The organism is Veillonella sp. oral taxon 158 (assembly GCF_018376515.1).
In the GTDB taxonomy this organism is placed as follows: Bacteria; Bacillota; Negativicutes; order Veillonellales; family Veillonellaceae; genus Veillonella; species Veillonella rogosae.
Map to the genome: position 1 here is coordinate 153,827 of NZ_JAHABE010000001.1, position 25,146 is coordinate 178,972.

25 protein-coding genes and 5 tRNA genes are annotated in these 25,146 nt (G+C 38.0%); 29 read left to right on the forward strand and 1 reads right to left on the reverse strand.

Features of this window, described 5'->3' with window-relative positions; all coding sequences use genetic code 11:
- The first annotated feature begins 4 nt into the window (after window positions 1-4).
- The 20 genes from KH364_RS00720 (at window position 5) to KH364_RS00815 (ending at window position 14,578) form a co-directional block, all read left to right on the forward strand.
- Window positions 5-1,204, forward strand: a complete 1,200-nt coding sequence (locus KH364_RS00720; protein ID WP_043005993.1) for a M23 family metallopeptidase — start codon at window positions 5-7, stop codon at window positions 1,202-1,204.
- Window position 1,205: 1 nt separating this feature from the next.
- Complete coding sequence (locus KH364_RS00725) at window positions 1,206-2,345, forward strand: S41 family peptidase (protein ID WP_043005991.1); 1,140 nt, start codon at window positions 1,206-1,208, stop codon at window positions 2,343-2,345.
- A gap of 17 nt (window positions 2,346-2,362) precedes the next feature.
- Window positions 2,363-3,634, forward strand: coding sequence for a GTPase ObgE (gene obgE / locus KH364_RS00730; RefSeq protein WP_105081105.1), 1,272 nt, complete (start codon window positions 2,363-2,365; stop codon window positions 3,632-3,634).
- An 8-nt stretch (window positions 3,635-3,642) separates the two neighbouring features.
- On the forward strand, window positions 3,643-3,927 hold the full coding sequence (yhbY, locus tag KH364_RS00735; RefSeq protein ID WP_054747195.1) for a ribosome assembly RNA-binding protein YhbY: 285 nt from the start codon (window positions 3,643-3,645) through the stop codon (window positions 3,925-3,927).
- 63 nt (window positions 3,928-3,990) lie between these two features.
- On the forward strand, window positions 3,991-5,112 hold the full coding sequence (gene proB / locus KH364_RS00740; protein ID WP_273297961.1) for a glutamate 5-kinase: 1,122 nt from the start codon (window positions 3,991-3,993) through the stop codon (window positions 5,110-5,112).
- Between the two features lie 9 nt (window positions 5,113-5,121).
- Window positions 5,122-6,381, forward strand: a complete 1,260-nt coding sequence (locus KH364_RS00745) for a glutamate-5-semialdehyde dehydrogenase (RefSeq protein WP_273297962.1) — start codon at window positions 5,122-5,124, stop codon at window positions 6,379-6,381.
- A 139-nt stretch (window positions 6,382-6,520) separates the two neighbouring features.
- Window positions 6,521-7,135, forward strand: coding sequence for a nicotinate-nucleotide adenylyltransferase (nadD, locus tag KH364_RS00750; protein ID WP_273297963.1), 615 nt, complete (start codon window positions 6,521-6,523; stop codon window positions 7,133-7,135).
- A gap of 3 nt (window positions 7,136-7,138) precedes the next feature.
- Complete coding sequence (gene yqeK, locus KH364_RS00755) at window positions 7,139-7,708, forward strand: bis(5'-nucleosyl)-tetraphosphatase (symmetrical) YqeK (RefSeq protein ID WP_273297965.1); 570 nt, start codon at window positions 7,139-7,141, stop codon at window positions 7,706-7,708.
- Window positions 7,709-7,720: 12 nt separating this feature from the next.
- Window positions 7,721-8,842, forward strand: a complete 1,122-nt coding sequence (locus tag KH364_RS00760; protein WP_273297966.1) for an LCP family protein — start codon at window positions 7,721-7,723, stop codon at window positions 8,840-8,842.
- 15 nt (window positions 8,843-8,857) lie between these two features.
- Window positions 8,858-9,220, forward strand: coding sequence for a ribosome silencing factor (gene rsfS, locus KH364_RS00765; protein WP_273297967.1), 363 nt, complete (start codon window positions 8,858-8,860; stop codon window positions 9,218-9,220).
- A gap of 1 nt (window position 9,221) precedes the next feature.
- The gene (locus KH364_RS00770) at window positions 9,222-10,130 is read left to right on the forward strand and encodes a S1-like domain-containing RNA-binding protein (protein ID WP_265137330.1); all 909 of its coding nucleotides are present in this window, start codon (window positions 9,222-9,224) and stop codon (window positions 10,128-10,130) included.
- Between the two features lie 5 nt (window positions 10,131-10,135).
- Entirely contained in the window at window positions 10,136-11,476 is a 1,341-nt protein-coding gene (gene trkA, locus KH364_RS00775; protein WP_273297968.1) for a Trk system potassium transporter TrkA, read from the forward strand.
- A 12-nt stretch (window positions 11,477-11,488) separates the two neighbouring features.
- Window positions 11,489-12,976 carry a TrkH family potassium uptake protein gene (locus KH364_RS00780; protein ID WP_273297969.1) on the forward strand — a complete coding sequence of 496 codons (1,488 nt, stop codon included), beginning with the start codon at window positions 11,489-11,491 and terminating at the stop codon, window positions 12,974-12,976.
- A gap of 14 nt (window positions 12,977-12,990) precedes the next feature.
- Window positions 12,991-13,587 (forward strand): MBL fold metallo-hydrolase, encoded by a 597-nt coding sequence (locus KH364_RS00785; protein WP_273297971.1) that lies wholly within the window; start codon window positions 12,991-12,993, stop codon window positions 13,585-13,587.
- A 50-nt stretch (window positions 13,588-13,637) separates the two neighbouring features.
- Window positions 13,638-13,713: transfer RNA gene (locus tag KH364_RS00790), tRNA-Asp, on the forward strand.
- 5 nt (window positions 13,714-13,718) lie between these two features.
- A tRNA-Phe gene (locus KH364_RS00795) sits at window positions 13,719-13,794 on the forward strand.
- A 7-nt stretch (window positions 13,795-13,801) separates the two neighbouring features.
- Window positions 13,802-13,876 (forward strand) — tRNA-Gly (locus tag KH364_RS00800).
- Window positions 13,877-13,885: 9 nt separating this feature from the next.
- A tRNA-Cys gene (locus tag KH364_RS00805) sits at window positions 13,886-13,960 on the forward strand.
- A gap of 15 nt (window positions 13,961-13,975) precedes the next feature.
- A tRNA-Leu gene (locus tag KH364_RS00810) sits at window positions 13,976-14,064 on the forward strand.
- Between the two features lie 58 nt (window positions 14,065-14,122).
- The gene (locus KH364_RS00815; protein WP_273297972.1) at window positions 14,123-14,578 is read left to right on the forward strand and encodes a DUF523 domain-containing protein; all 456 of its coding nucleotides are present in this window, start codon (window positions 14,123-14,125) and stop codon (window positions 14,576-14,578) included.
- 105 nt (window positions 14,579-14,683) lie between these two features.
- Here KH364_RS00815 and KH364_RS00820 read toward each other — a convergent pair whose 3' ends face one another.
- A complete protein-coding gene (locus KH364_RS00820; RefSeq protein WP_273297974.1) occupies window positions 14,684-16,516 on the reverse strand; it encodes a phosphoethanolamine transferase in 1,833 nt (610 codons plus the stop codon).
- Window positions 16,517-16,683: 167 nt separating this feature from the next.
- Here KH364_RS00820 and KH364_RS00825 point away from each other — a divergent pair, with 167 nt between their 5' ends.
- The 9 genes from KH364_RS00825 to plsY all read left to right on the forward strand — a co-directional run bounded on the left by KH364_RS00825 (window position 16,684) and on the right by plsY (window position 25,144).
- Complete coding sequence (locus KH364_RS00825; protein WP_009351451.1) at window positions 16,684-17,409, forward strand: segregation/condensation protein A; 726 nt, start codon at window positions 16,684-16,686, stop codon at window positions 17,407-17,409.
- Window positions 17,410-17,421: 12 nt separating this feature from the next.
- Window positions 17,422-17,931 (forward strand): SMC-Scp complex subunit ScpB, encoded by a 510-nt coding sequence (scpB, locus tag KH364_RS00830; RefSeq protein ID WP_273297976.1) that lies wholly within the window; start codon window positions 17,422-17,424, stop codon window positions 17,929-17,931.
- Window position 17,932: 1 nt separating this feature from the next.
- Window positions 17,933-18,661 (forward strand): pseudouridine synthase, encoded by a 729-nt coding sequence (locus tag KH364_RS00835; RefSeq protein ID WP_273297978.1) that lies wholly within the window; start codon window positions 17,933-17,935, stop codon window positions 18,659-18,661.
- The gene (locus KH364_RS00840) at window positions 18,658-19,905 is read left to right on the forward strand and encodes an NAD(P)/FAD-dependent oxidoreductase (protein WP_273297980.1); all 1,248 of its coding nucleotides are present in this window, start codon (window positions 18,658-18,660) and stop codon (window positions 19,903-19,905) included. Before KH364_RS00835 ends, KH364_RS00840 begins: the two co-directional genes overlap by 4 nt.
- 8 nt (window positions 19,906-19,913) lie before the next feature.
- Window positions 19,914-20,597, forward strand: coding sequence for a (d)CMP kinase (gene cmk / locus KH364_RS00845; protein ID WP_273297982.1), 684 nt, complete (start codon window positions 19,914-19,916; stop codon window positions 20,595-20,597).
- Window positions 20,590-21,210, forward strand: coding sequence for a lysophospholipid acyltransferase family protein (locus KH364_RS00850; protein ID WP_273297984.1), 621 nt, complete (start codon window positions 20,590-20,592; stop codon window positions 21,208-21,210). The genes cmk and KH364_RS00850 overlap by 8 nt, the downstream gene beginning before the upstream one ends.
- A complete protein-coding gene (locus KH364_RS00855; RefSeq protein ID WP_105081117.1) occupies window positions 21,201-23,099 on the forward strand; it encodes a bifunctional 4-hydroxy-3-methylbut-2-enyl diphosphate reductase/30S ribosomal protein S1 in 1,899 nt (632 codons plus the stop codon). The genes KH364_RS00850 and KH364_RS00855 overlap by 10 nt, the downstream gene beginning before the upstream one ends.
- A gap of 114 nt (window positions 23,100-23,213) precedes the next feature.
- Window positions 23,214-24,548 (forward strand): ribosome biogenesis GTPase Der, encoded by a 1,335-nt coding sequence (gene der, locus KH364_RS00860; protein ID WP_105097945.1) that lies wholly within the window; start codon window positions 23,214-23,216, stop codon window positions 24,546-24,548.
- Entirely contained in the window at window positions 24,548-25,144 is a 597-nt protein-coding gene (plsY, locus tag KH364_RS00865) for a glycerol-3-phosphate 1-O-acyltransferase PlsY (protein ID WP_009351484.1), read from the forward strand. Before der ends, plsY begins: the two co-directional genes overlap by 1 nt.
- The last annotated feature ends 2 nt before the right edge of the window (window positions 25,145-25,146 follow it).

The following is a 25,146-nucleotide window of genomic DNA, read 5'->3' on the forward strand; positions in this document are numbered from 1 at the left end:
GTTTATGAAATATAAAACATTAAAATCCCGTCTTGTAGCAACCATTTTAACGGGTATAGTCGTACTGGGAACACCTCTATACATCGTTGCAGAAGACGAAGATTTAACGAATCAACTCGATTCGATTCAACAACAAGTAAATCAGCAAAATGCTATTAAAGCAGATGCTGAAACCGTCATTGTTAGCGTGTCTGAGCAATTACGTCAAATTGAAGAACAATTGCGTCAAGCTCAACAACAATTAGAAGTAATTCAACAGCAACGTATAGCAGTAGAAAATGATATTACTGTTAATGAAAAGTTACTTGCTGAAGCACAAAAGCGTTTAGAAGGACGTGAAGCTGTTTTCTATAAACGTGTACGTGATATTTATATCAATGGTCGTTTAAGTTATTTAGATGTAGTTATTGGTTCTAAAGACTTTAAAGACTTTGCAAATCGTTTAGAAATCTTAAAGCGTATCATTGATTCAGATATTAAGTTAATTGATGAAATTAAAAAAGAGCGAGCTGAAATAGCTGCTCGTAAGCAAGCCCTTGAACAATCTCGTGCTAAATTAGTAGAGCTTGAAAAAGCGGCAGTGGCTAAACAAGCTGAAATTGAACAGAAGAAACAAGAGCGTGAAGTAGTTCTACAAAAAGCACAAAATGATCGTGCTGTAGCAATGCAAGCTGTAGAAGAACTAAATGCATCATCTGCTCAAATTACAGCTCTCTTAAAAGCTCGCCAAGCAGAACGTGCAGCAGCACGTGCAGCTGCAGAAGCAGCAGCGGCAGCGGCGGCTCAACAAGCTGCACCAAGTTATTCTTGGGTACAAGGGTCTGGTCAACTTGGCTGGCCTGTTAGTGGTGAAATTACTTCACCATATGGCTATCGTACACATCCAATTTGGGGCACTACAATTTACCATTCAGGCATCGATATTGGTGTTGATGAAGGTACACCTGTTCATGCTGCTGATGGAGGTACTGTTGTTTGGTCTGGCTGGATGGGTGGTTATGGTTATGCCGTAGTTATCGATCATGGTAACGGTATGTCTACATTATATGCGCATAACTCTGAGCTAGCTGTTTCTGAAGGTCAAGATGTTGGTAAAGGCCAAGTTGTAGCCTATGCTGGTAGTACTGGTAACAGTACAGGACCGCACGTACATTTTGAAGTTCGTATAAGTGGGGATCCAGTGGATCCTATGGGATATTTATAATATGAAATTTGACACACGTACGGTGTTATGGAGTCTATTGAAATATATAGGCTCTGGCATCGTCATTATGTGGCTTACATTTTGGTATCTTTCCGGTTCATTCTGGGGATTGCCAAGATTATTTGTAGCCTACTATGCTGCGAGTCAAGTCTTTATGACACCGACGGCTAAATCCACTCTTTATGATGGTATGCTTAAAGGTTTAATTGACTCTTTGGGAGAACCGCATAGTGTTTACTTAGATGCAGAAGAATATAAGTCCATGAAAATGCAAACATCTGCAACTTATGCAGGTGTAGGCATGGTTCTTGGAACTGATGATAAAGGTTTACATGCTGTTAGTGTTATGGAAGATCAACCAGCTTTTAAAGCAGGTATTAAGCCTGGAGATCATATCATTGCTATTGATGGACAATCTACTAGTGATATCACAGTTGAGGAAGCATCTTCTAAAATTCGTGGTGAAGCAGGTACTGTTGTAGCCCTTGATATTGAACGGAATGGTGAAAAGTTGCATTTCGATATCACTCGAGAATCCATTGTTCTTCCTACTGTTAAAAGTAAAATGCTAACTAGTACAGTTGGTTATATTCGCATTAGTCAATTCGCTGAGAATACGGCAGATGATTTTGCTACTCAGTTTAAAGAGCTTCAAGCTCAAGGTATGAAGGCACTTGTATTAGATTTGCGAGATAATCCAGGTGGCTTACTTTCAACAACTGAAAAAATATCCAACTACATCATGCCTCCAGGTACATTAGTAACAGTACAAAATCGGGCTGGTAAAAAGGATGTTTATAAGTCTGATGGTCCTGAAGTAGCTATTCCTTTAGTCGTTTTAGTAAACAAAGGCTCTGCTAGTGCATCTGAAATCATAGCAGGGGCCGTTCAAGATCGTAAATTAGGTACTATTGTAGGTACTAATACATATGGCAAAGGTACAGTTCAAACTATATATCCAAGTTTAGATAATGAGGGTATTAAAGTTACCATTGCCAAATACCACACACCAAGTGACCGCATTATTGACGGAACTGGTATTAAACCTGATGTGGAAATAGAGTTACCGAAAGGTGTAAATCCATCTAGCAAATTAGATGATATTCAAATTAAAAAAGCATTAGAGATATTACAACAATAATGCATAGGAGTTAAATTATGTTTATAGATAGAGCGCGCGTCTTTGTTAAGGCTGGTGACGGTGGGGACGGCATGTCTAGCTTCCGTCGTGAGAAATACGTGCCAAATGGCGGTCCTAGTGGCGGCGATGGTGGTAAAGGGGCGGACGTTATTTTTAAAGCGGACAAGAATATTAATACTCTTGTAGACTTTAGATATAAACGTCAATTCAAGGCACCTGCTGGTGGTAATGGTGAAAGTTCCAACAAACATGGCCGTGGTTCTGAACCACTTATCATTCCTGTTCCTTTGGGGACAGTCATTAAAGAGGAAGAAACGGGCAAAGTTTTCTGCGACCTCGTTAATGATGGCGATACATTTGTTATTGCTAAAGGCGGCCGTGGCGGTCGCGGTAATGCTCGTTTCCAAACGAGTGCTAATCGTGCGCCAACATTTGCAGAAAAAGGTGAACCAGGTGAAGAATTCTGGTTACAATTAGAGCTAAAAGTATTAGCTGACGTGGGTTTATTAGGATATCCATCTGTTGGTAAATCTAGTATTTTGCGTAAAGTATCTAAAGCTCAACCTGAGGTAGCAGCGTACCACTTTACTACATTGACACCAGTTCTAGGTGTTGTAACTATTTCCGGTGACCGCAGCTTTGTATTAGCCGATATTCCTGGTCTTATTGAAGGGGCGAGTGAAGGTGTTGGCTTAGGTCATAACTTCTTGCGTCATGTTGAACGTACGAATATTTTAATTCATGTTCTTGATGTATCTGGTATGGAAGGCCGTGACCCTAAGGTTGACTTTGATGCTATCAATGAAGAGTTACGTAAATATTCTGAAAAATTAGCTAATAAAAAGCAAATCGTTGCTCTTAATAAGATCGATATGGTCTTTGATGACACCACAATTCCAGATAATAAAAAATACTTTGAAGATAAGGGCTATGAAGTATTCCTTATCAATGCATTGAGCGGTGAAGGTTTACCAGAGCTTATGGAACGAGCTTACTACTATGTAGAAAACTACGAACCAGAGCCTGAAGCGACTGATGATACAGTTGTTTATGAAGCGAAACAAGATGTAGAGTTTGTTATCACTCGTGGTGATGATGCTGCCTTCTACATTACTGGTAAACGTATTGAACGATTAGTTGCTATGACAAATCTTAGCGACGATCAATCTCTTCGTAGATTCCAACGTATTTGGCGTTTTATGGAGCTCGATGCTAAGTTGAAAGAAAAAGGTTGTAAAGACGGTGATGAAGTTGTAATTGGGGATCAACGCTTTACATTCCAAGAGTAGGAGATATAATGACAGGAAAACAAAAACGGTATTTACGTTCTTTAGCTGCTACTATGCCACCAGTTGTACAAATTGGTAAAAATGGCTTAGAAGATAGTGTTATTGATAGCGCTCGTGCAGCGTTGATGGCTCGTGAGTTAATTAAAGTGAAATTACACAATAACAGCCCTGAAGATAAAACTATTTTCGAAGAACTAGCGGATATGCTAGGTGCTGAGCTAGTGCAAGTTATTGGCTTTAATGGCGTTTTGTATAAAGCTAAAAAAGAACCAAAAATTATTTTACCTAAATAGTTTTGAAATCATTTCTATTAATATGTTGTAGTTAAGAAACTGTTAACCTTAGGAGGTTAGTCTATGCGCAGCGCTATCGTAAACGCTAAACGAATTGTAGTCAAAGTTGGTAGCAGTACGCTTTGTTACGCTAATGGTCATTTAAATTTAGAGCGTATTGAAAGATTAGTACGACAATTATCAGATTTGGCTAACCAAGGTAAAGAGGTAATCCTTGTTTCTTCTGGTGCTACAGGAGCTGGACTTGCTCCATTAGGTTTTAAAGAGAAGCCTAGAGATCTTGTACTTAAGCAAGCAGCAGCAGCGGTCGGCCAAGGCATTCTTATCCATATGTACGAGCGCATGTTTCGTGAATATGGACGTACTGTAGGGCAAATTCTTTTAACAAAAGAGGATAGCACTGGACGTCATAGTTATCTTAACTTACGTAATACATTACATACTTTGTTGCAACTTAATGTTATTCCCATAATCAACGAGAATGACGTGGTTGCTATTGAAGAGTTTAAAATAGGCGATAATGATACTTTATCTGCTACTGTGGCAGGTATTGTAGATGCTGATTTACTTATCATTTTATCTGACATTGAAGGTTTATATACGGCTAATCCAGCAACTCATCCAGATGCTACCTTAATAGAAACAGTTTCTGAAATTACAGATGAAACGTATGCTATTGCAGGTGGTGCTGGTTCTAACATGGGCACTGGTGGTATGTATACTAAAATAAAAGCGGCTCACATGGCGACAAACTCTGGTGTACCTATGGTTATTACCTCTGGTGAAGTAGAGGACTCTGTTCGTCGCGTATGTAAGGGTGAACAAATCGGTACTCTCTTTGAAGCACATGATGCTGGTCTATCAGGGAAACATCATTGGCTAGCCTTTGGTAAGCGGTTGAAGGGTTCCATTACTATTGATGATGGTTGTGCTCGTGCTGTTTTAGATAAAGGGGCTAGTATATTACCTGCTGGTATTGTTGATGTGGAAGGTACATTTGGACCTGGTGATACAATTTCTATTTATCATAATGGGAAAGAAATTGGACGTGGTCTTATCAACTATAGCGTTGATGATATGAAAGCTATTAAAGGTCATAATACTAATGATATAGCTCAGCTTTTAGGTATTAATACGACGTATGATGAAGCTATACATCGTAATAATCTAGTTTTATTACACTGAGGATACAATATGAACCAGTACGAAGAAATCTGTAAAGATATGGGCCTAAGAGCTAAAGCAGCTGCTTTTGAATTAGCTCAACTTGATCAAGGTACGTTAGATGCTGCATTATTAGCAATCGCTGATGCTGTGGAAGCACAAACTGATGAAATCATGGCCGCTAATAAGCAAGACTTAGATAAATCTGGGGACTATAATGTACCTCAAACTATGATTGATCGATTAACGTTGACCCCTAATCGAATTGCTCAAATGGCTGAAGGGGTTCGTCAAGTCGCGGCTCTTGAAAGCCCTGTGGGATCTGTTATGGAAACGATTACACGTCCTAATGGTTTAACTATAGAAAAAAGAGCAGTACCTTTTGGTGTGATTGGTATTATTTTTGAAGCGCGCCCCAATGTGACTATCGATGCTGGTGTACTTTGTTTAAAAACTGCAAATGCTACGATTTTACGGGGTGGTAAAGAAGCATTCCATACGAATCAAATCATCGTGTCTATCATGCGTAATACTTTAGAATCTTTGGGCATTAATGGTGATACTATCCAATTGGTTGAGGTTCTTGATCGAGATATGGTTGGCGTACTATTGCAACAACGCGAATACATAGATGTTGTTATTCCTCGTGGCGGGGCTGGACTCATTCGCCGTGTCGTAGAGGAAAGTAGTATTCCTGTTATTGAAACTGGTAGTGGTGTATGTCATACTTTCGTAGATGAATATGCTAATCTCGATATGGCGTTAGATATTGCTATTAATGCTAAAGTGCAACGTCCATCGGTATGTAACGCTATGGAAACTTTGTTAGTTCACCAAGCAGTGGCTGCTGAATTTTTACCTCGCCTTGATACAGCATTACAAGAATATGGCGTTCGCATTCACGGTGATGAAACCGTAGCTCAATATATAGAACATACAATTCCTTTAGAAGATAATTCCTTTAGTACGGAATATAATGATATGGATTTAAATGTTCGTATCGTTCAAAATCTTGAGGAAGCTATTGATCACATAAATTGCTATACGACACATCACTCTGAAGCTATTATTACTGATGAGCCTATGCGTGCTACAGTATTTATGAATTTAGTAGACTGTTCTACTGTGTATCATAATGCGTCTACACGCTTTACAGATGGCTTTGAGTTTGGCTTTGGCGCAGAAATTGGTATTAGTACACAAAAACTTCACGCTCGAGGTCCTATGGGCTTACAAGCTTTAACATCTTATAAATACTTCGTATTTGGAGAAGGCCAAGTGCGGACGTGAAGAATATATATTACTTTATAAGGGCATACTACAGATATATTCAAACACCAAAAGGACGATATGAATGGATATCCTATGGAAAGGCATTGCTCTTATTCATCATTATTTGTGTCATTGTCATTAAGGGAGTGACCGCATTATGGTAGAGAAACGTCGTATAGGTATCATTGGTGGAACTTTCAACCCCATTCATCTAGGTCATCTAATGATTGCAGAGGTTGCTTGTGAAAGCTTTAATCTAGAAAAGGTTATATTTGTACCTGCCCGTATTCCACCGCATAAGCAGCATGATGTGATAGATAGTCGTCATCGCTATGCTATGGCAGCTGCTGCTGTATCAGATAATCCAAATTTTGAAATTTCTGATATAGAGATGAGAAGAGAAGGTCCATCGTACACTGTAGATACAATTCAACATTTTAAAATTATATATGGTCCAAATGTAGAATTTTATTTTATTGCTGGAACGGATACAATTCGGGCATTGCCGACTTGGAAATTTATAGAAGAATTATTAGATGAAGTTCATTTTATTGGTGCTACTAGACCAGATGGATCGAGTGTTATTGATGCTACATTAGATGAACTAGGACCAAAGGCACATGAAAAGATTCATGTTATGGAAGTGCCTGAAATGAAATTATCTGCTACTTATTTACGGGACCGTTTACGATCTGGTAAAACCGTTCGCTATATGTTGCCTAAATGTGTAGTAGATTATATAGCAGAAAACCATATTTATGGGAAGGAATAAAGGATGTTATCTTTTGATGAAATACAACATAGAGTAAGCCAATGGATGGGTAAAAAACGCTTTAAGCATACTCTAGGTGTTGTTGAATCAGCCACTCAATTAGCTAAACTGTATAACGTTGATGTAGAGAAAGCGCGTTTAGCGGCATTACTACATGACTGTGCAAAGGAAATGCCACTCAAGGATATGCAAGCTTTGGTAGAGGCCAGTAAATACGAAGCTGATGATGAATTATTAGCTAATGGTAATTTGTTGCATGGCTTAGCAGGTATGATTCGGGCTGAAAAGGAGTTTTCTATAACGGATTTAGAAGTTTTAGAAGCGATCCGTGTTCATACTATTGGAAAGGTTCATATGTCAAAGCTAGATAAGGTTATATTTTTAGCCGATTATATTGAACCTAATAGAGATTTCCCAGGTGTGGATGAATTGCGTAGATTAGCACAACAAGACCTAGATAAGGCTGTATTATTGGGATTTGATAACACTATTAATCATCTTATTGAGCAACATCTTTCTATTTATCCTTTGACCATTCTTGGTCGTAATGACGTATTACAATCTTGTAAGTAATGGAGTTTTTATATGGAAGAACGTGAACGAGCAAGAGCTCGCCGGCGTAGGAGAAGACGTCAACAAAAGTCATCGGTAAAATGGCCTAGAGTCATTTTAGCCATCGTTGTTGTTCTCGCTTTGCTCGGTGGGATAGGATATGGCATATATAGTGGCGTATCTTATGCATATAGAGCGATTGTAGGAACTACAGAAGTTACTGAAACAGTGGCCGATAATGGAAATAAACAAGATGCTAACACTGTATCAGTTGAGCAAAAAGGGTTAGATAAACCTCTTTATATTTTGGTTGTTGGTACTGATGACAATAATCCAAGCCAAGGGGATAGTTTATTTTTATTATCTGTAAATCTTGATCAAAAAACGATGGATGTTATTGGTATTCCAAGTAATAGTAAGATCGATAATCGTGATCAAACTGATGCGACTATGTTGAATGGTATCTATGAAAAAGGCGGCATCGAGCTTACTAAAGCCGTTATTGAGGATATGTTCCACATTTCAATACCATACTATGTAGTGGTTGATCAAAATGCTTTCAAAAAAACAAATGATGTCCTAGGTGATCAACAAATTTATGTAGAACAACCTATGGAACATATTGATGCAGAAGGTAATAAAGATATTGATTTACGTCGTGGATATCAAACGTTAGATAGTAATAATGCGTTAGCATACTTACGATACTCAGATCCTAAACATGACACGTTTACTCGTGTTCAACGACAAGAACGATTTTTAAAATTGTGGCTGGAACAAGAGCATAATGCATTTTTCTTAACAAATGCATGGCATATTTGGCGTATTTGGGATCATTTTGATAGTAATATCTCTACCTTAGATGCGATTAAGCTCGTATACAACGCGAGCAAAATTAATAAGGAAGAAATTCATTTTTACATTCTTCCTGGCGAAAAAGAGTTAGTAGGAGATATGACTTACTGGAAGGTAAATCCAACAGAAGCACAACGTTTAGTGGGCATTACAATGGGCAATTTACCGGCTAATGAAATGACACAATTTGTATCTGCTCCTACAAACAGTACAGCTAAAGTTGCACCTGAATCAGAACATAATGGCGGTACAATTACTAAGCCTACTGAACCTGGTGATGAAAGCAGTAGTAAACGTTAAGATAAGAGGAAAACTATGAAAAATAAGGAAGATATTAAACAATTTGTATTAGCATTAGCACAAGCTGCATTTGATAAAAAAGGTAGAGACATTGAAATCCTCGATTTAGAAGGTATTTCTATGTTAGGTGATTACTTCTTAATCGCTAGTGCAAATAATCTTAAGCAATCTCAAAGTATTGCTGATGAAATGGAAGATAAAGCTGCTGAATTAGGCATGACAGTTCGTCATAGAGAAGGTTACCGTGAAGGTGAATGGATTTTATTAGATTTTGGCGATGTAATTTGCCATGTCTTTGGTAGCGATGAATTGCGTGAATTCTACGGTTTAGAAGAGTTGTGGAATGACGCAGGTCGAGTTCCATTCGAAGGAGTATAATATGGCTACAGAATTGTTGGAAAATACAATTGCCACATTGAAAGTATTGCGTACTAGTGACCAAGGTGCTTTCCTAGATGGTCAAACTGGCAATACGAATGATGATATTTTGCTTCATAAAGATCAACAAACGTCTCCCGTTGCCATTGGTGATGAAGTAGAAGTATTCTTATATCGCGATCCAAAAGGTCGTTTAACTGCTTCTATGCGCTTACCAGCGATGAAGGTAGGGCAAATTGGGTATGTTGAGGTAATCAATACGACAAACTTTGGCTGTTTCGTAGAGGTTGGTACTGAGCGCGGTATCTTCATGCCACATGCAGAGATGCGTGGTCGTCCTCAAGTGGGCGAAAAAGTCTGGGTTCGACTCTATACAGATAAATCTGGTCGTTTTGCTGTATCTATGGATGTTGATGACGAAATGCGTCGCGCATCTAAGGCTGCTACAGATGCTACAGTAGGACAACTTGTAAAAGGTGCTATCTACAACTTGACTAGTGATGGGGCATTTTTCATCACTCCTGAACGATGGATTGCCTTTTTACATCGTTCTGAGATGACTAGAAAATTAAAAGTAGGAGAAATGGTTGAAGGTCGCATTACTTTTAAACGTGATGATGGTCGTGTTAATGTATCGATGCGCCCTACAAAGGAAAAAGCTCTTGTATCCGATGGCGATATTATTATGGAATATCTTTTGAATCGCGGCGGCAAGATGCCGTATAGTGATGAATCTTCTGCTATGTTGATTAAAGATAAGTTCAACATTAGTAAAGCTGCTTTCAAACGTGCTTTAGGGCATTTAATGAAAGAGAAAAAAATTGTTCAAGAGGATGGTTGGACATTGCTTACTGACATTGGTCGCCAGTGGACACCTCCTGTTAGTGAAGAGTCCCAAGATGAGGAATAAAGACGATGAAAATTGTCATTGTAGGCGCTGGTAAGGTTGGTTATTCATTAGCCCAACGCCTTAATCAAGATGATCATGATGTATATATCATTGATCGTTCACCAGAACGAATTCACAATCTTGAAAGTACATTAGATGTAAGTCTTGTTCAAGGCAATGGTAGTGATATGCAATTGCTAAATGAGATTGGTATGTCTGACGTAGGCATGTTTATTGCCGTTACAGATTCAGATGAAGTTAATATGTTATCATGTGCAGTAGCAAAAATTACAGGTGTTCCAACAACTATTGCTCGTGTACGTGATACTAGTGTTGCAGATCATATGGATGATGACACCAGAGCTAAACTTGGAGTGGACATTTTTATTAATCCTGAAATGGTTACAGCCTATGAGTTATTACAAATACTTGAAACTCCATCTGCCATTGATGTTGAAGACTTTGGTCAAGGTACGGTGCGCCTTATGGAGTTTAAACTTACTGAGGAGTTCCCTCTGTTAGGCCAGCCATTAAAAGAAATTCGCTTCCCTGAAGGTGTTCTTCTCGTGGGAATTTTACGTTATGGTGAAATGATTATTCCTCATGGTGAAAGTATTCTCCAAGCTGATGACAGCGTATTCTTCTTGGGGTTAAAAGAGTCTGTAGAGGAAGTAGAAAATCTTTGGTTCCATAATTATAATGCTTTTTATAAACGGGCTGTTATCATTGGTGCTGGACTACTTGGTCGTAACCTGACTGTTTTATTAGAACGTGCTGGTTTCTCTGTGAAAGTCATTGAAAAAAACTTAGATCGATGTGAGACATTAGCGAATCTTGTAGATAAAGCTATGGTTATCAATGGCGATGGTACAGACTTTGATTTGTTAGAAGCTGAAGAAATCGCTGATAGTGACGTTATTATAGCTTTAACAGATGATGACAAACTAAATCTATTAGTAGCTCTTGTAGGTAAGCATATGGGGATTCCTAAGACTGTAGTACGAGTGGGCCGTCCAGAATATATAATGCTTATGGAACAAGTAGGTGTAGATGTTGTATTTTCACCTCGACTTTTAACTGCAAGCCAAATTTTACGATTTGTACGTAAAGGTGAAGGGGTTGTATCATTCTCTGCATTTGAAGGGGGGAAGGCGGAATCCATAGAGATTGAAATCAATAGTGATTCTCCTGTAGCGGGTAAACAATTAAAAGATATTCGTTTACCAGGTAAAGCTTTAGTAGGTGTTATTTTACGAGGTGATGAAGCTATTGTGCCTCGTGGTAATACTGAAATTTTAGATGGGGATCACATCGTTCTCTTTACATTACCTGAATCGGTAAGTAAATTACTTAAATATCTTACTTAGTATGGAGGGGCTATGCGCATTCAAATCGTTATGTCCTTAGTGGGGCGACTCCTTTATATATTTGGGGCTTTTACTTTGATTCCCTTTATATATAGTGTCGTATTTGAAACTGCATATTGGTCATTTCTTATAACCACAAGCCTTTCTTTAGGTCTGGGGAGACTTTTATCCTACTATGGTAGTGAAAGTCAAAGCTTTAGCCTTCGAGATGGTTTTCTCGTAGTATCATCTACATGGATATTAACCGTTATTTTGGGGGCCTTACCTTTCGTGGGTAGTGGTATATTAACAAATGTTTTTGATGCTCTATTTGAAGCTACATCGGGGGTTACCGCAACGGGTGCTACCATCATTTATAGTGTAGATGATATACCAAAAACCTTTATCTTATGGCGTGGGCTTATGCACTGGATTGGCGGTATGGGTATTATCGTACTCATTCTATCTTTCTTAAAAAACTTAGGCGCTGACGCAGCGCACTTCTTTAATGCTGAAGCATCTGTACCAAAACCGGGTGTTGTAATGCCCCGTATTCAATCAATGGCATCAAAACTATGGTGTTTATACATTGCTTTTACGGCTCTTTGTTTCCTCATGCTTTGGGCTGGTGGTATTGAGCCGTTTGATGCGTTAAACTATGCCTTTTCCATTATTGCAACGGGTGGATTTGCACCAACATCAGCAGGGGCATTTATATATGAACAGAGTAACTATATTTGCTTTGTATTTGTTTTCTTTATGATCCTTGCAGGTGGTAATTTTTCAGTGTATTACAACGCACTTCAAAAAGGCTTTCGCGTTTTGATTGATGATTTTGAAACACGTATGTATTGGCTAGTTATTTTTATTGGAATTGCTATAATATCAATTTCGTTGGCAGTACAATCAAATATTAATAACCCAATTCAAATCTTCAGAGATGTTTCCTTTAATCTTGTATCTATTCAAACTGGTAGTGGATTTGCTGTAAGCGATTATGATTTATGGCCAGCTGCTGCACAGATGATGTTATTTATTTCATCATTTTTTGGTGGTTGTAGTGGTTCTACAACAGGGGGCGTAAAAATTATTCGCCTCATTATTCTAATTAAGAGCAGTATTATTTATTTAAGAAAATCCATTCATCCAGATATGGTGCAAGTAGTGCGTATTAATGGTAAGCCAATGCCTACTAAATGGATTCAGATGACACAACAATTTTTATTTTTATACTTAATGATTTACGTTATATCTGTTTTCCTTATGACTTGTACTGGTCTAAATCCATATGATTCTATGCAAGTAGTAACAGCATTTTTAAGTAATGTAGGTCTTGGTTTTGGTGGTTTTGGACCAACTGATTCCTTCACCGTTATGCCTGATGCAGCTAAATGTATCGCTATTGTAGATATGCTATTAGGCCGTTTGGAATTGTTTACTATTCTCGTTATGCTTCATCCTCAATTCTGGGAAGGGTATTTCATCAAAAAAGATGTTCCTAAGCGTTATCGTATTTTATAGGAGGGCGTATGTATATGGAAATTATAAAACGCCCTCTAGGGCTATATAAAGCAAATTGTTATGTATTAATAAAAGAGGGGAAGTCCCTTATTATTGACCCAGGCTTTCATTGCAACCATATTATTGAAATGGTACAAGATTCTGAGCCTATAGCAGTTTTATTGACACATGGTCATTGTGACCATGTATCAGCCCTCGATGAGGTTTGTGCTCATTATGGCATTCCTGCCTACTTACACCCTTTGGATCATGAGTTGTTACAATTAATTCGTCGTAGACCTAGTGTTTACAAGAAGAAAATGTATACTAATTGTGAAGATTTAGTAACAGGAAAACTACAATTAGGTCCTTTTGAAATTATTGTCCATCACACACCTGGTCATAGTGCGGGTTCTGTTTGTCTAGAAATTGAGGGGCACTTATTTACTGGTGATACTGTGTTTAAGCAAAATGTGGGAAATACAGATAATTATAAAAGTAATCCTCATGATTTAATTACAAGTTTGAAGTATATTTTATCTTTATCTAAGGAGTTAATTATTGAGCCAGGACATAAAGAATCTACAATATTAAAAGATGAAGAAGAATTCATCAAAAATAATGTAGTATAGTGTTGACAAAAGTTCTGATAACCGATATACTAAGCAAGTACTTTGGATACGGCCCCGTGGTGTAGCGGTTAACATGTCGCCCTGTCACGGCGAAGATCGTCAGTTCAAATCTGATCGGGGTCGCCATTCATGCCTCGGTAGCTCAGTTGGTAGAGCAACGGACTGAAAATCCGTGTGTCGACAGTTCGATTCTGTCCTGAGGCACCATGTACATGCGGGAATAGCTCAGCGGTAGAGCACCGCCTTGCCAAGGCGGGGGTCGCGAGTTCGAATCTCGTTTCCCGCTCCAACTTTATATGGCGGCATAGCCAAGCGGTAAGGCAGAGGTCTGCAAAACCTTTATTCCCCAGTTCGATTCTGGGTGCCGCCTCCACAAATCGTTACCCATGCCGGGGTGGCGGAACAGGCAGACGCAACGGACTTAAAATCCGTCGGTTGGAGACAACCGTACCGGTTCGATTCCGGTCCTCGGCACCAATTAAGACTAACTTCGGTTAGTCTTTTTTTCTTATCTGAATTAATAAAAAGTATTGCTATGAATAATAAACCTAAACTATTGATTAGTGAATGCTTATGTGGTGTTCCTTGTCGCTATGATGGAAAAGATAATTATATAGAAGCACTTGATCTTCTGAATGAGTATTATGAATTAGTACCTGTATGTCCAGAGGTGTTGGGTGGGTTATGCACACCGAGAGATCCTGCTGAGCGTCAAGGAAATCGTATATGTACTGCTGATGGTACAGATGTGACAACACAGTTTATTAGAGGTGCAGAGCTTACAGTTCGCATAGCTATTGAATATAAATGTGAACAAGCTCTATTGAAGGCGAAAAGCCCTAGTTGTGGTTATAAACGCATTTATGATGGTTCCTTTACGAGAACCTTAACGGATGGTCATGGATGTACTGTAGAGGCTTTATTAAAGAAAAATATTAGAATTTATACGGAACATGATATAGATCTTTTGTTGGCACAAAAAAAGAGATGAGTTTAACTCATCTCTTTTTCTTTTATTAAGTTAACCTTTATTGTTAATACATAGTATGTTATAGGGCATTATTTTTGAAACATTAACTATAGGTATGTACTTCTGTTATTTACCAGCATTAACAGGATCATTAATTAGTGGCTGTTCACCAAGTAATGTAGTTAAGTTATGTAAATTGAATCGATATTGAGCATTACTGAAGTCTCGCGTAGCATCGTAACGATGGCTCGGTGCCTGCATGAGACCAGCTAATGTGTCATATAGCAGATCATTCGTAAAGAATTGATGCTCATGTTTAGTTAGTACATCTGCCGTTTGCGGATAGGCCGTACGATATTGTGGAGATAAGTATACCCAGAATGGAATATGTGTCATAACAAAGTCGAATGTATCAGGATTGTGAGACTTATCTAAACTTTCACCGTGATCGGAGAAGTATACCATAGCTTGTAAATTCAATTTATCTTTACCATAGGTGTAAATTTGTTGTAATAACCAGTCTGTATATAACTGACTATTTGCATATGCTTCTTGGCCGTCAGGATATGGACCTTGTTTCCATTTACTAAATTCATGAGGGTAACGGTCATTGTAATAAATATGACTACCCATAATATGAATAACAATAAAGTTATTTTTGGTAGGGTCTACAGTTTCTAATAATGGCAATAGTGCTTCATCATAGCGATCGGAGAACGCATAAGACTCATGAGACCATTTTGTAGTGTCTGCAGTTTTAGCCATCAACGAAATAGCTGTATCATATTCACCGAATACACCTTGGTTGCTAAACCAAGAAGTTGTGTAACCAGCTTTTTTGGCTACGTCTAAGATGTTTGCTGAATCAAGGAATGGTCTATCGTCGTACTGGTTTCGTTCAGATAGAGCACGCTCTAAAGTTGGTACTGTTTGTACATAAGAGGAATAGGCGTTGTCAAAGAATATAAAATCTTTATTGTCTGCACGCATATTTCCTTGCCATGGTGTATCATCATAAGGGAAGTTCGGATTATATACTTTCATATAATCACGAGAGCTAGATTCACCGATGACGAGAATAACAGTTCCCGGTGCTTTCTGGGCAGCTGTTTCTTTAGTATCTAAGTTAAAGGAATCAAATACTATATGATGGTTATCATTATATTGCTGCATTTGTTTTACATAATCACCAGCAGCAATCCAGTTGGCTACGATACATGTTTGAGGGAATAAGAAGAACGGCACATATACTAGGAAGGCTACAATAGAAGCGATGAGCATAGCAGATCGCATAGGGCGTGTAGTATTTAAATTAACTACCGCTTTCATGCCTAAATTAGACCAGTATAATAAATATGTCCATAATACAAGACCGATGCCTACTGCAATTAGACCAGGAATACCAGCTGCATTTTTTAGGAAACCAAATGCTTCTTCTGGATTAGTCATATAGACTGCTAATAGACTAGCTGGTGTTAAACAGTGCCATGTAGTCATGTAATAGCCAATTTGTAAGAATGGGATGAGGCTAAGAATCATGGAAATAATGGCCATGATTAAGGAGGTTGTTTTATGGAAGCGATTCGTTTGATTGAGTAAAAACTGAATGCCCGATAAACCCATAAAAATCAATAAACCAAATAAGAAATCATTGGCAAATTCATAGAAGTACAATGGTTTTACATAAGACCAGTGAAATAGAAGTGGGAAGGTAAGAGCCCATAAGATACCTACCAATCCATATCCTAAAAATGGTCTATGGAAAACGGTGCAGCCCATAAAATATTGAAACAAGAATGTACCAACAATGGTGGGCACCGCTAAAATTGTAATATCCTCTACATCTAAGCCTAGTGTAATGGGTTCGTAAATTAAAAATAGAATGATATATAAAACAATACCTATAATACCAAAGCGAAAAATGGGGTTACGCCCAATTTGCTTTAAACTAGATGACATAATAAAGCCTCTCTTAAAGGAACACACAATAATATATCTTTATAATATATAATAATTATATTATTAAAGATAGCAGATGAGTGTAAAAAAAACAATTATTTGAAAGTACTACTATAAATGCTTTATAATTATATAGTTAAAGTATATCTTTCTAAGGATTGGGGTTTATGGGAGATTATAATTACAAGTTGGACGTCTTTGAAGGTCCCCTTGATTTGCTGCTGCATCTCATTGAAAAACATAAAATAGAAATCACCGATATTCCTATCGTTGAGATAACGAGTCAATACTTGGAGTATCTAGATAACTGGAACCATTTTGATATTCACTATAGTAGTGAATTTCTTGTTATGGCTTCCACATTATTACAAATCAAATCGCGTATGTTATTGCCTAAGGCTGAACCTGAGCCAGAGGATGCTGAAGATCCACGGGATGAGTTAGTAGCTAAATTAGTTGAGTTTAAAAAGATTAAAGATTTTACATCTCTATTGATGGAGCGAACAGCCGTATCAGCAAATATTTTTAGTCGTCCTGAAGAAACTAGTGTTCTCGGTTTAGATAATGTATATAATCTAAAACTTTCACAGTTATATCAAATCTTTTACCAAACATTACAACGGGCTAAAGAAATACCTGAAGAGGAGCCTATTCGAGAGGTTAAGGTAGAAAAAGATACGTATAGTTTAGAGGATATGATTCTATCGTTGTCGAGTCGTATACGTCGTGGTGAAAGTTTACACTTTAGGGAATTATTAGTAGCTATAGAAACTAAAAGTGGTATGGTAACAATCTTTATGGCTGTTCTTGAATTGTTAAAGCAGCAAGTAATGGAAATGCGCTACGAAGATGATGATATTATATTCACTGCTGCTTTAGATGGAGCCGTGTAGAAAGGGGACTATATGAGCTTACCAACAATGCATTTAGAGGCTGTTTTGTTTGCAGCGGCAAAACCTATATCAATCGATATGTTAGAAGAGGTATTCGGTCTTTCACGAGACGACATACAAGCCTATATAAATGAATTAAAACGGGAGTTAGAAGATCAACATCGAGGTATTCGACTTCGTATATCTGGGGCTGGTGTCGAATTAGTTAGTGCTATTGAAAGTGCTGAGTATGTGGGACATATCCGCAAGCGAGAAGATAAACTGTCTAATGCGGCTATGGAAACACTGGCAGTTATTGCTTATAAGCAACCAATTACTAAAGCTGAAATTGAAGAAGTACGCGGTGTTAATAGTGATAAAATTATAAAACAATTGCTTACTAGATCTCTTATAGCCGAGTTAGGCCATAAAGATACTGTAGGCAGACCTATTCTATATGGTACGACTGATGAATTTTTAAGAAGTGCTGGTGTAGAATCGATAGAAGCTTTACATCAAGAAGTTTCGGAAGCAGAAGGATAATATGGAACGATTACAAAAATATATTGCTAGTTGTGGTGTTGCATCACGACGTAAAGCAGAAGAACTAATTACAGAGGGTAAGGTACAGGTAAATGGCCGAAAGGTTACAGAGCTTGGCGTTAAAATAAATCCTCAAAAAGATAAGGTTAAGGTTAATGGCCAATTATTGGCTCAGGAAAAGCCTGTATATTATTTATTAAATAAACCAAAAGGTGTCATTACATCTGTATCTGACCCTCAAGGTCGAGAAACTGTTTTAGATTATATTAAAAATGAATCTAAACGCATTTATCCTGTGGGACGTCTCGACTTATATACAGAAGGTTTATTACTACTTACTAATGATGGTGAGTTAGCACAAAACTTAACACATCCCTCTAAAGGTGTGGAAAAAACTTATGAAGTGCGCATCAAAGGTCGCGTTCGCGATGAAGACTTACAAGTTATAGCTAATGGTGTTGAACTTGAAGATGGTATGACTGCACCTGCTACAATTGTAGATTTAGGTTTTGATGACCATAACGGTGTACATGAAGTAGAGATTACTATCCATGAAGGTCGTAATCGACAAGTTCGCCGTATGTTTGAACACTTTGGGTACCGCATTCATAATTTAAAACGTATTGCCTATGCAGGTCTCACCTTGGGCGGTGTTAAACGCGGTGCTTCTCGTCAGCTTACAATTCGTGAAGTGAAAGCTCTAAAAGCGTTAGAAACAGGTAAGAAATGAAACAAATCATAGTCATTGGTGGTGGTGCAGCAGGCTTAATGGCAGCTGTTATAGCTGGCCGTGAAGGAGCTCGTGTCATCTTATTAGAAAAAATGAATATGGTTGGTAAGAAGATGGGCATTACCGGTAAAGGCCGCTGTAATATTACTAATAGTGCTGATATGGCTGAGTTTATTAAAAATACACCTGGTAATGGCAAGTTCTTATATGGTGCCTATGAACGTTTCAGCAATGAGGACCTTTTAGATTTACTGCATAGTTGGGGATTAAAAACCAAGGTTGAACGAGGGGGCCGTGTGTTCCCAGAATCCGACTCAGCTTTAGAGGTACGCAATACGTTCATGAAAATCCTTAAAAAGTATAATGTTCAAGTTCATTTGAATGAACCTGTTACATCTATTACGGTAAAGGATAATCGCGTAGTAGGCGTTACAACAGATAAGGAACAATATGCTTGTGATGCTGCCATCATTTGTACAGGCGGTGCATCATATCCATTAACAGGTTCAACTGGTGATGGTTATGCTTTAGCTGAAAAAGTGGGACATACGATTACTGATATTCGTCCATCTTTGGTACCTATCGTTACAAACGAAGCATGGGTAAAAGACATTATGGGGCTTAGTCTTCGTAATGTTGAAGTGTCTGTAGTTTCTAAGAATAAAGTACAGGCTAAACAATTTGGGGAAATGATGTTTACTCATTTTGGCATTACGGGCCCTACGATTTTGTCGTTAAGTCATACGGTAGGTAAGTTGCTACGTAAGAAGAACCCTCAAATTACAATTGAAATCAATCTTAAGCCTGCTTTGACTGCTGAGGTATTGGATAAACGCTTACAAAAGGACTTTGATTTATATTCTAAAAAACAATTAGCTAATGGTATGAAAGACTTACTTCCGGTAAATCTCATTCCCATAGCTATTAAGCTTGCTGAATTAGATCCAGCTAAACCGATTAATCAGATTACGAAGGAAGAGCGTTTACGTTTGTGTCATGTGTTACAACATATGACGTTAACTGTTAAGGAATTGCGACCTGTAGCAGAAGCCATCGTTACAGCAGGTGGTATTTCTTTAAAAGAATTTAATCCTAAAACTATGGAGTCTAAATTGATTAGTGGTTTATATGGCGCTGGTGAAGTATTAGATATCGATGCTTTCACAGGAGGCTATAATCTACAAGCTGCCTTTTCCACAGGCTATGTGGCGGCTATGCATGCCGTACACGGTGATGAAGAATAGAGGTTATTATGAGCACTAAAAAAATTGCCATTGCTATCGATGGTCCTGCAGGGGCTGGTAAAAGTAGTATTTCTAAAGTAGTGGCTAATGAATTAGGGTATTTATATATTGATACAGGTGCCATGTACCGTGGTGTAACATGGGCTGTTCTAGATAGTAATATCGATGTTAATGACCAAGAAGCTGTAGAAGCTTTATTGCCATCATTAAATTTAACATTAGAGCCTACTGCAACAGCATGTAAAGTTTTTGTTAAAGGTAAAGATGTAACATCATTAATACGACAACAACAAATCAATGAAAATGTATCTAAGATTGCTTCTTATAAAGGGGTTCGACAATATTTGGTAGAACGTCAACAAGCAATGGCCGCTATTGGTGGTGTTATTTTGGATGGTCGAGATATCGGCTCTGTTGTATTGCCTGATGCAGAGTTAAAAATATATTTAACTGCTTCTGTGGATGCTCGTGCTAAACGAAGATGGCTTGAAGTACAAGGCACACCAAATGAGCAGACTTTAGATGAAATTAAAAAGAATGTTGAAAGTCGCGATGAAATGGATAAGAATCGCGAGGAATCTCCTCTAGTATGTGTCGATGATGCAGTAGTTGTAGATTCTAGCGATATGAATTTCGATGAAACTGTGGCATATATGTTGAAATTGATACAGGAGACAATCAATCATGAATAAATTTTCTACCTGGTTATGGCGCACCGCTTTCTGGTTACGCTATAAGGTAGGTTATGGATTGAAAATATACGGACGCGATAATTTTCCTATGGAAGGTCCTGTTATCGTAGTACCAAATCACTTAAGTAATAATGATCCACCTATCTGTGGCTATGCCTTACCTAGACATGTACATTTCATGGCAAAACAAGAATTGTTTGTGAATCCTATTTCTCGTTTTATTTGTACTTGGCTTGGTGCATTCCCATTAAATCGAGGCGCTATCGATAAAGTTGCTATCCGTCATGCTATGGGACTGCTCAAAGATAATAAGGTATTAGGTATCTTTGCGGAAGGTAACCGTCAAAAAAGTGGTAAACTTGGTAAATTCCACGATGGAGCAGCATCAATTGCGCTAAGGACAGGGGTTAGCATCGTGCCTGTAGCTATCATTGGCTCTTATAATATGGAGCGAGATAAGGTAGCTTGTATTATTGGAAAACCAATACCTGTAGAAAAGGAAAAGGCTACCCCAGAAGCAATCAAAAAAGTAAATGATCAAGTTAAAGGTGAAATCCAACGAATGATTGATTCTTATCATGAAAATCGTGTAGAGGAGACTTTATGGAAATAATTTTGGCTGAAAACCATGGTTTTTGCTATGGTGTAAAAAGAGCCGTTGAAATGGCGAATGAAGCCGCGAACAGTGATGGCAAAAGTTATACATTGGGTCCTATTATTCATAACCCTCAAGTTGTAGGTCGTCTTGAAGATAAAGGGGTTAGTCCTGTTCAAGAAGTATCTGACATCGAAGAGGGGACAATGATTATACGATCACATGGTGTTGGCCCTGCTATTTATGAAGAGGCTGAAGAAAAGGGGTTAAACATTGTAGATGCTACATGCCCCCATGTTAAAAAGGCACAACAAGATGCGAAGTCTGTCATTGAAGATGGGATGACTTTGGTGATTTTGGGAGAAAAAAACCATCCTGAGGTCAAAAGCATTAATTTATGGGCGAATAACGAAGGCATAATCATTGAAGATGAAGAATCCGCCGAAAAACTACAAATTGTGGAAAAAATGGGTGTTGTTGTACAAACAACCTTTTCACAATTCAAATTTAACAGTATAATAGACATATTAGAGAAAAAATCTAAGAATCTTAAGGTTTTCAAAACGATATGCAATGCAACGCAAGAACGACAGAACTCTGCCGTTGAATTAGCACGTAATGTAGATCTTATGATTGTGGTAGGCGGTAAGAACAGCGGCAATACAAACCGATTGGCAGAGGTTTGTCGTGACGTTGGATGTACAACATATCACATTGAAACTTCTACTGAATTACAACTGGAATGGTTTAACCGAGTACAGACGGTAGGAGTAACAGCAGGAGCATCGACTCCCGACTGGATTATTAAGGAGGTCATTGAGACAATGAAAGATTTTGCAGAATTATTAGCAGCCGAAGGTCAAGAAGAATTTAAGAAAGGGAACGTTGTAGAAGGTACAGTAGTTCAAGTTGAAGATGAACGCGCTTATGTATCTTTTGGCTACAAAACTGAAGCCATTTTGAACAGAACTGAAATTTCTTATCCAGCACCAGAATCTGCCAAAGATGTGTTAAAAAATGGTGATGAAATTAAAGCAGTTATCATGAATCACATCAAAGAAGATAATCCTATTTATCTTTCCATGACTCGCTTGGCTAAAGATGAAGATTGGCAATATGTTATCGAAGCACAAGAAAAAGATGAAGCTATCGTATGTAAAGGTATTGATGCTATCCCAGCAGGTTTGGTAGTAACAGTTAAATCCCTTCGTGGTTTCATTCCATTGTCCCAAGGTGATGTTCACTTCGTGAAATCCTTGGACAACTTGGTTGGTACAGAATTCGAAGCTAAAGTACTTGAAATCGATGAAAAGAAAAACCGTTTGGTTCTTTCCCGTCGTGCAGTATTAGAAGTTGAACGTCAAGCTAAATTAGCTGAAGCATTGAAAAACATCAACGTTGGCGAAAACTATAAAGGTATCGTTCGTAAAATCATGCCTTATGGTGCTTTCGTAGATATCGGCGGTATTGAAGGTTTACTTCACATTTCCGACATTTCTTGGCAAAAAATCAAAAAAGTGGAAGATGTTCTTTCCGTTGGTCAAGAAATCGAAGTTAAATTACAATCCTTCGACGCTGAAAGCAACAAATTATCCTTGTCCTTGAAAGCTTTGTCTAAGAGCCCATGGGACGTAGCTGAAGAAACATTGCATGTTGGCGATGTTATCAACGGTAAAGTTGTTCGTTTGGTAGCTTACGGTGCATTCGTAGCTGTTAACGACGACATTCAAGGCTTACTTCACATTTCCCAAATTACAAAACAACGTAATGCGAAAGTTGAAGATTACTTGAACCGCGGTCAAGAAGTTGAAGTTAAAATCATTTCTCTTAACAAAGATGAAAAGAAATTGGGTTTGGCTTTAACTGAAATGATGGAATCCAAAGAAACTGCAGAAGACGCTGAATAATTCATTGTCTAATATAAAGGCTAACCAAGGTTTACTTGGTTAGCCTTTTTGCGTACTATACGTAGAATATGATAAAATATAGTAATGTATTAGATTAGATAATGAGGTGAAACTATGGCAAAACCATTAGTGGCCGTTGTAGGCCGTCCAAATGTAGGTAAATCTACACTTTTTAATGCCATTGTTAATAAACGTATCTCTATAGTCGAAGATATTCCCGGTGTTACAAGGGACCGTATTTACTTCGATGCAGAGTGGTTAAATCGTGAATTTACAATGATCGATACAGGTGGTATCGAATTCATCACGGAAAATAGCCATGTTATTCCAAAAATGATGCGATTACAAGCTGAATTGGCTATCGAAGAAGCGGATGTAATCTTATTTGTCGTTGATGGTAAACAAGGTATTGTACCAGCTGATGAAGAGGTTGCAAATATTTTGCGCGCTAGTGGTAAACCTGTAGTTCTTGTAGTTAACAAGATTGATAGCGTAAATCAAGAGCCTAATATTTATGAATTTTACAATCTTGGCTTAGGTGATCCTATTGGTATTTCTGCAAAAAATCTAATGAACTTAGGTGATTTGCTTGATGACACCGTGAAACATTTCCCTCCTGTAGGTACTAATGTGGATGATGAAGATACAATTCATGTTGCTATTATTGGTCGTCCAAATGTTGGTAAATCTTCTTTGACGAATGCATTATTGGGTCAAGATCGTGTTATCGTATCTGATGTAGCAGGTACTACTCGTGATTCCATCGATACATATTGGACTCATGGGGATCAAAAATTTGTATTGATCGATACAGCTGGTATGCGTCGCAAATCTAAAATTGATGAAGCTGTAGAACGATATAGTATTGTACGCTCTTTGCGATCCGTAGACCGTTCTGATATTGTTGTTCTTGTGCTAGATGCACAGGATGGTGTTACCGAACAAGACAAGAAGATTGCAGGTTATGCTTATGAAGCAGGTAAGGGTGTAGTCATTGTTGTTAATAAATGGGATCTTGTTGAAAAAGACGATAAAACAACATTGCGCTTTACTGAAGATATTTATGAAGAATTAGGTTTCTTGCAATTTGCACCGATTCTTTTTGCATCTGCTTTAACTAAGCAACGTATACATCGATTAGCAGATATGTTGAAATTCGTCTCCGAACAACAATATCGTCGTGTATCTACCGGTACGTTGAATCAATTGTTACAAGATGCGCAAACAGTAAATCCTGTACCATCTCGCAATGGTAGAATTCCTAAGATTTACTATATGACACAAGCAAGTGTCAAGCCACCGACCTTTATTTTGTTTGTAAATGAACCTGAGTTAATTCACTTCTCTTATATGCGTTTCTTAGAGAATCGATTGCGTGAATCCTTCGGTTTCGAAGGTACTCCAATTCGCTTAGTATTACGTGGCAAGAAACGGGATGATGAGGACTAATGGATATTATGATTATCGTTTATGCTGTATTAGCGTATTTTATTGGTTCAATTCCTAGTGGCTTAATCATTGGCAAAACATTCTTTAATACAGACGTACGCCAATATGGATCGAAGAATATAGGGGCTACCAATACATATCGTGTTATCGGTCTCAAAGCTGCATTACCAGTATTTTTATGTGATGCTCTAAAAGGTGCTGCTGGGGTAGTATTATTATCCTCTTATGGACCTATGTATATGATTTTAGGTGGTATCCTTGCTATGATGGGCCATAACTGGTCTATATTCTTAGGGTTCAAAGGTGGTCGTGGCGTTGCTACCGGATTAGGTGTTCTCATTGCTCTTTCTCCTTTAGTAGCATTGCTTTGCTTCCTTGTGTGGGGCATCATCGTATATTTCACCAAGCTTGTATCCTTAGGTTCTATTGTAGCTGCTGCATTAGTACCTGTATTGATGTACGTTACAGGTGAATCTTATTGGTTTGTTGGCTTTGGTGGATTGGCTGCGTTATTTGTTATAGTTCGTCACTGGGATAATATTAAACGTCTACTTGCAGGTAATGAGTTGAAAGTAGAACGTATTAAAAAGGATTAATG